Consider the following 6,925-nt stretch of genomic DNA (forward strand, 5'->3'; position numbering starts at 1 on the left):
GTGCCGGCGCGCGGCAGGGCCGGCGAAACCGCCGGCGACCGCGCCGGCGACAGCCGCAGCACCTGCAGCTCCCAGCCCTCGGCGCTGCCGCTCGCCGTGCCGGCATGCAGCGTCGGCGAGATCGCCTGCTCGGCGAGCGGCCGCAGCCCGGCCGGCAGGCGCTGCAGCAGCTCGGGCCACGGCGGCAGCGCAGCCGGGTCGGCGATGTGCAGCCAGCGCTCGGCGGCCGCGTTGGTCTCGTACAGCACGCCCAGCTGGCCCGGCGGCGGCAGCGCGACGCGCAGCACCGGGTCGGCCAGCGCCTGCAGCAATTCGCTGATGCGCTGGTCGCCCGGGTCGGCGAGCTCGCGTGCGGTGCCCACGTAGCCGGCGAAGCGGCCCTGCGCATCGAGCACCGGCTCGGCGCGCAGCGACCAGGGCTGCCTCACCCCGGCCGCGCCGGCGCGCCACAGCGAGGTGGCGCTGAGTGGCGCATGCTGCTCCATCGCGTTGCGCAGCGAGCGGGTCAGCGTGTCGCTGCCCTGGAAGTGCTGCCACAGCGGCGCGGCGTCGTCGGCCCCGGCCCAGTCGGCCAGCGCCGCGCCGCGCGGCGGGCGCCATTGCGTGACCCGGTGCTGCGCGTCGCTGCGCCATTGCCAGCAGTCGAGCGTCTGCGCCACGGCCTGCCGCTCGGCGCGTTCGTGCTGCAGGGCCTGTTCGGCACGGCGCAGCCGCCGTCTCGACCAGGCTGCCCAGGCCCCGGTCGCGAGGGCTGCCAGCAGCAGCAGTCCGGCCGGCAGCGCGGTCTCGAGATTCATCCGACGGATTGTAAGGAGTGGTTGCAGCGTGACATTGTGGGGCGCGCGCCGGTTTCCAATGTGTCGGATGCCTCAAGTCGGTCCGGACGGGACCGAAAGTGGAACGAAGACCCTTTCCTGGGCCGGGTCAGTCCGTGGGGACGACGCGGCCGCGCCATTTTCACCAGTAGTCGATCCATGCCTGCTCCGCTGTCTCGTCTTGCCCGATGGTTCGGTGTCCGCCAGGCGCGCAGTGCGGCGAAGCCCGAGCCGGTGCCGCCCGTGGCGGCGGTGCCGGCGCCGGCCGCGGCGGAGGAGGCGGTCGTCGACTGGCTGGGCCTGTTGCAGCAGGTCGCCGCCCGCGTCGACGAGGCCGAATCGCTGGCCGACGCCCTGCACGGCGCCGCCGGGCTGCTGGCGCAGGGCCTGCAGGCCGAGGGCCACGCGGTGCTGCGCGTGCTGTCCGTCGCCGGCGACGCCGCCCAGCTGCAGGCCTGGCAGCAGCCCGAGGATCCGCATTCAGGCCGCTTCACCGTCCACCCCCGGCTCAGCGCCACCGGGCGGGCGGTCGCCGAAGGCCGCATCTGCCTGGCACCGATGCACGGCTCTGCCGCCAGCGTGATGGCGCTGCCGGTGCGCGGCGGCATCACCACGGCTGCCGTGCTGGAACTGCACGGCGTGCCGGCACAGCGCGACCTGACGGCGTTGCGCCGGGTGCTCGAGACGGTGCAGCGGCTGCTCGACCTGCGCAGCGCGCGCCCGGATGCCCCAGCCGACGCCCAGGCGCCCGCCACGGTCCCCATCCCGATCCTGCTGCCCACCACGCCGGCGCCCGCCACGCCCGAGCCCGAACTGCTGCAGCTGCTGATGGAGAACCTGCCGGCCAGCCTGTTCGTGCTGAACCCGATCGACCGCCGCATCGTCGCGCTCAACACCCACGCCGAGCGCGAGTTCGCCAAGGGCCGCGAGCAGGTGCTCGGCAAGACCGTGCGCGATGCCTTCGGCGGCGATGTCGCGCTGCTCGGCGAGCCGGCCATCGCGCGGGCGCTGGCCGAGCAGGGCACCATCGAGAGCGAGGTCGAGGTGCCGGGCGAGGGCGGCACCCGCATCGTCAGCGCCCGCTGCTTCGCGCTGCGCCATGCCGACGGCACGCCGCGGCTGGTGATCGTGCTCGCGCGCGACGTGACCCGCGAGCGCCGCGCCGAGCGCGAGCTGCACGAGTCGCAGAACCGGCTGCGCGAGTTCGCGCACACGGTGGAAGACAGCCTGTTCGTCACCAACCCGGCGCGCGACCGCTTCCACTTCCTCGCCGAGAGCAGCTACGACACCTGGGGCACGCCGCAGGACGAGTTCGAGCGCACGCCGAACTCCTTCCTGTCGCGCGTGCTGCCGGAAGACCGCCACCTGCTGGCGGCCCGCCGCGAGCTGGAGGAACAGCTGCAGCCGGCCGACATCCGCGTGCGCATCCAGCATCCGGTCAAGGGCGTGCGCTGGCTGCGCTCGCGCACCCGCTCGCGCCGCATGCCCGACGGCGAGCTTCGCGTGTACGGCCTGGTGTGCGACGTCACCGAGGAGCTGGAGCACGAGAACGAGCTGAAGCGCGCGCGCGACATCGCCGAGGCCGCCAGCCAGGCCAAGAGCCAGTTCATGGCCAACATGAGCCACGAGATCCGCACGCCGATGAACGGCATCCTCGGCATGACCGAGCTGCTGCTGGGCACCGCGCTGAACGACCGCCAGAAACGCTTCGCGCAGGCGGTGTACCGCTCCGGCGAGGCGCTGCTGGAGATCATCAACGACATCCTCGATTTCTCGAAGATCGAGGCCGGGCGGCTGGAGCTGGCGCCGGTCGATTTCTCGCTGCGCTCGGTGGTCGAGGACACGCTCGAGCTGCTCGCGCCGCGCGCGCACGAGAAGGGCCTGGAGCTGAGCTTCCGCGAGGAACCCGGCATGCCGAGCCACGTGCACGGCGACCCGCTGCGGCTGCGCCAGGTGCTGACCAACCTGGTGGCCAACGCGATCAAGTTCACCGAAGCCGGCGAGATCGTCGTCGACGTGCGCATGCCGATGCCGGCGCAGTCGGCCGACCGCGCGCTGTGGCTGGAGTTCGAGGTGCGCGACACCGGCATCGGCATCGAGGACGAGGTGCTGCCGCGCCTGTTCAGCGCCTTCACGCAGGCGCATGGCGGCATGTCGCGCCGCTACGGCGGCACCGGGCTGGGCCTCGCGATCTCCAAGCAGCTGGTCGAGCTGATGGGCGGCGACATCGAGGTGCAGAGCTCGCCGGGCATCGGCTCGCGCTTCATCTTCAGCATGCCGATGGCGCCTGCCGACAGCGCCGGCGGCGACACCACGTCGCCGGGGCTCGACGTGACGCAGATGCCGGCCCTGCGCGTGCTGGTGGTCGAGGACCACGAGACCAACCGCACCGTGCTCGACAACATGCTCGGCGCCTGGGGCATGCAGGTGGTGCTGGCCGAGGACGGCCGGCAGGCGCTGGCGATCCTGTCGGGCGCGACGCCGGTCGACCCCCGCTTCGACCTGGCGCTGGTCGACATGCACATGCCGCGGCTCGACGGCATGGGCCTGGCCCATGCACTGAAGGCGCTCGGCCCGGAGCGCCCGGGCAGCGGCATGAAGATGATCCTGCTGTCGTCGGTGTCGTCGCCGGACGACGTGCGGGCGGCGCACCGCGCCGGCTTCGACCGCTTCGTCGCGAAGCCGGTGCGCAAGGCCGAGCTGCGCCAGGCGATCCTGGGCATCTCCAGCCACCGCGCCGATGCGACGCGCTTGACGCCCCGGCTGAACGCACAGATCCTTGTCATCGAAGACAATCCGGTCAACCAGGAGGTCATCGGCCAGATGCTCCGGGCGCTGGGGTGCCAGGTCCAGGTCAGCGCCTCGGCGCTGGAGGGTTTGAAGGCGTTGTGCGAGCGGCGCTTCGATCTGGTGCTGATGGACATCCAGATGCCCGGCATGGACGGCGTCGAGGCGTTGAACTGGTTCCGGCGCAGCCGCTCGGGACGGTTCAACTTCCTGACGCCGACCGAAACGCCGGTGATCGCCGTGACGGCCAATGCCCTGGGAGGGGATGAAGAACGGTTTCTCGAACTCGGTTTCGACGACTATCTGTCCAAGCCATTCCGCCAAAGCCAACTGCTCGCCATGCTTTCCAAACGATTGCGCCCCGCGGCGCCTGTGGATCCCGACAGCTCGCCCACCGGCGGCGTGGCCGCTCCGGCCCCCGCTGTTCCGGCGGCCGCCGCCGATGGCGTGCTCGATGCCGGCGCGCTCGACCGCCTGCGCGAGCTCGACCCGAGCGGCGAGAACCAGCTGCTCGAGCGGGTCATGAAGGCCTTCGATACCTCGCTCGAGCGTCTTCTCCCCCAATTGCAGGATGCTCAGGCGTCCCACGACTTGACGGGCATCCGGCACGTGGTACACACGCTGAAGTCGTCTTCCGCGAGCATCGGGGCCCTCAAGATGTCTCAAATCTGCGCAGAAATCGAAGCCATGGTGCGCCGCGAGGCGACGCAGGGCATGGACGATCGCATCGTGGCGCTGCAGGCCGAGGTGGTGATCGTCGTGGCTGCCACGCGCCGGTTGCTGGGCCGCTGACTTCATGAGCTCGAGCGCGCCGCTGCCCGACGACGACCTGCTCGGGCAGCCGCGCGTGCTGCTGGTGGACGACGACGAGGTCAACCTGCTGCTCACCGCCATCGCGCTGCGCGAGCGCGGTTTCGCGATCACCGAGGCCACCAGCGGCGAGCGGGCGATCCAGATCCTGGCCGACTGGTCGCCCGACGTCGTCGTGCTGGACGCGCTGATGCCCGGGCTGGACGGCTTCGAGACCTGCCGCGAGCTGCGCTCGCTGCCGGGCTTCGAGTCGATGCCGGTGCTGATGCTGACCGGGCTCGACGACGACGCGTCGATCACCCGCGCCTACGAGGCCGGCGCCACCGATTTCTTCGTCAAGTCGACCCACTGGAGCCTGCTGGCCGGCCGGCTGCGCTACCTGCTGCGCTCGTCGCGCACCCGCCAGGAGCTGGAACGCAGCAAGTCGAAGCTCGCGCGCGCACAGGACCTGGCGCGCATGGGCAGCTTCGACTGGCACCGCGGCCACGGCAACCCGCTGTTCTCCGTTGAGGGGCTGCGGGTGTTCGGCCTCGGCCCGGGCGACACGCCGAGCATGCGGGCGCTGCTGCGCATGGTGCCGAACGAAGAGCGCGCCGGCTTCGTGACGATCCTGCACGAGGTGATCCGCCACAGCTCGGTGCTGGCCACCGACATCCCGGTCACGCTGCCCGACGCCCGCCAGCGCATCATCCACGTCGAGGCCGAGCCGGAGTTCAACGAGCACGGCAACCTCTCCGGCTACACCGGCATCGTGCAGGACGTGACCGACCGCCGCATGGCGGAAGACAAGATCCGCCACCTCGCCAACTTCGACGCGCTGACCGGCCTGCCGAACCGCCGCCAGCTGATCTGGCGCACCGAGCGCGCGCTGGAGCATGCGCGCCGGCTGAACCACCCGGTCGGGCTGCTGCTGATCGACCTCGACCGCTTCAAGGTGATCAACGACACGCTGGGCCACGGTGCCGGCGACGAACTGCTGATGGAGGTGTCGCGCCGGCTGCGCTCGTGCGTGCGCCACTCCGACCAGGTGATGGAGAGCGCCGTCGAATCGATGGGCTCGCGCTCGCACCGCACGCTGGAGGCCGTCGGCCGGCTCGGCGGCGACGAGTTCGTCGCGCTGCTGCCCGAGGTGTCCGACGAATCCGATGCCGAGCGGGTCGCCGCGCGCGTGCTCGACGTGATGCGCGAGCCGATCTTCGTCGGCGGCCAGGAGTGCTTCGTCACCGCGAGCGTCGGCATCGCGATGTTCCCGCGCGACGGCCAGACGGTGGCCGACCTGATGCGCAACTCCGACGTGGCGATGTACTCGGTGAAGGCGCAGGGCCGCAATGCCGCGCTGCTGTACCGCCCGGCGCTGGCCGGCAAGGGCCGCGAGAAGCTCGAGCTCGAGAGCGCGCTGCACAAGGCCATCGAGCGCAACGAGCTGGTGCTGCACTACCAGCCCAAGGTCGACGTGCGTGGCGCGCGCATGGTGGGCGCCGAGGCGCTGATGCGCTGGCAGCGCGGCGGCGTGCTGGTGCCGCCGGGCGATTTCATCCCGCTGGCCGAGGAGACCGGCCTGATCATCCCGCTCAGCGAGTGGGCGATCCGCGAGGCGGCGCGCCAGGCCCGGATCTGGCAGGACAGCTTCGGCTTCAGCGACTCGATCGCGGTGAACCTGCCGAACCGGCTGTTCGAGCGCACCGACCTGGTCGAGCACATCCACCAGGCCGTCACCGCGTACGGCGTGCCGCACCATGCGATCGAGCTGGAGATCACCGAGACGGGCCTGATGAAGGACCTGCAGAACGTGATCCCGACGCTGCACCGGCTCAACGAGATCGGCGTCGAGATCTCGATCGACGACTTCGGCACCGGCTACTCGTCGCTCGCCTACCTGACCACGCTGCCGATCAGCGAGCTGAAGATCGACCGCTCGTTCGTGCGCGATCTCGGCATGACGCCGCAGAGCTCGGCGGTGGTCACCGCGATCATCGCGCTGGCGCGCTCGCTCGGCCTGCGCGTGGTGGCCGAGGGGGTCGAGAACATGCGCCAGATGGAAGTGCTGCACCGGCTGGGCTGCGGAATGATGCAGGGCTTCCTGTTCAGCCGGGCGCTCGCGCCCGAGGCGCTGGAGCAGTGGCTGCAGCAGACGGTGCTGCCGCGCAAGGCGCCGTGGATCGTCGATGCCGGCGAGGACGACGGGCTCACCGATTCGATCCGGGCCGGGCTGGAGCCGCGGCCGAACCGCCACTCGCCCAAGTGATGCCCCAAGTGATCCCTTCTCTTGCCCTCCCTCTCTTGCCCTGACCTGATCGATGGACACCAAACCCCAGGCGCCGCAGACGCCTGCCGTGCTGGCCAAGGCCGCGCTGCGCCGCCTCGTGGTCGACAAGCTGGAGCCGACGCCCGAGAACTACGCCCGGGCCTACCAGCTTGAATCCGGCGTCCAGCCGACGGCGGCGCGCACCCCGCCTGCCGCGGCGGCCGCCACCTCGGCGGTCGACAGCGCCGCCCAGGCCGCGGCGCTCGCC

3 protein-coding genes and 1 pseudogene are annotated in these 6,925 nt (G+C 71.4%); 3 read left to right on the top strand and 1 reads right to left on the bottom strand.

The annotated features are described in order from the left end of the window. The coding region (locus AC1D1T_RS28420) for a hypothetical protein (protein WP_477992947.1) at positions 1-797 on the bottom strand (797 nt) is incomplete at its 3' end. 177 nt (positions 798-974) lie between these two features. Here AC1D1T_RS28420 and AC1D1T_RS28425 point away from each other — a divergent pair. The 3 genes and pseudogenes from AC1D1T_RS28425 to AC1D1T_RS28435 form a co-directional block, all read left to right on the top strand. Further along, positions 975-4,394: a PAS domain-containing hybrid sensor histidine kinase/response regulator gene (locus tag AC1D1T_RS28425; RefSeq protein ID WP_477992948.1), complete on the top strand. Its 3,420-nt coding sequence runs from the start codon at positions 975-977 to the stop codon at positions 4,392-4,394. A gap of 4 nt (positions 4,395-4,398) precedes the next feature. Further along, entirely contained in the window at positions 4,399-6,657 is a 2,259-nt protein-coding gene (locus AC1D1T_RS28430; RefSeq protein ID WP_052211241.1) for a putative bifunctional diguanylate cyclase/phosphodiesterase, read from the top strand. 52 nt (positions 6,658-6,709) lie between these two features. Then, a pseudogene (locus AC1D1T_RS28435) lies at positions 6,710-6,925 on the top strand (hypothetical protein); the annotation flags it as partial.

The organism is Rhizobacter sp. P2_H3 (assembly GCF_056403355.1).

What these genes read in the sequence shown, in the direction of transcription:
- AC1D1T_RS28425 (WP_477992948.1), top strand. Translation starts at nt 975, where the DNA reads ATGCCTGCTCCGCTGTCTCGTCTTGCCCGATGGTTCGGTGTCCGCCAG.
- AC1D1T_RS28430 (WP_052211241.1), top strand. Translation starts at nt 4,399, where the DNA reads ATGAGCTCGAGCGCGCCGCTGCCCGACGACGACCTGCTCGGGCAGCCG.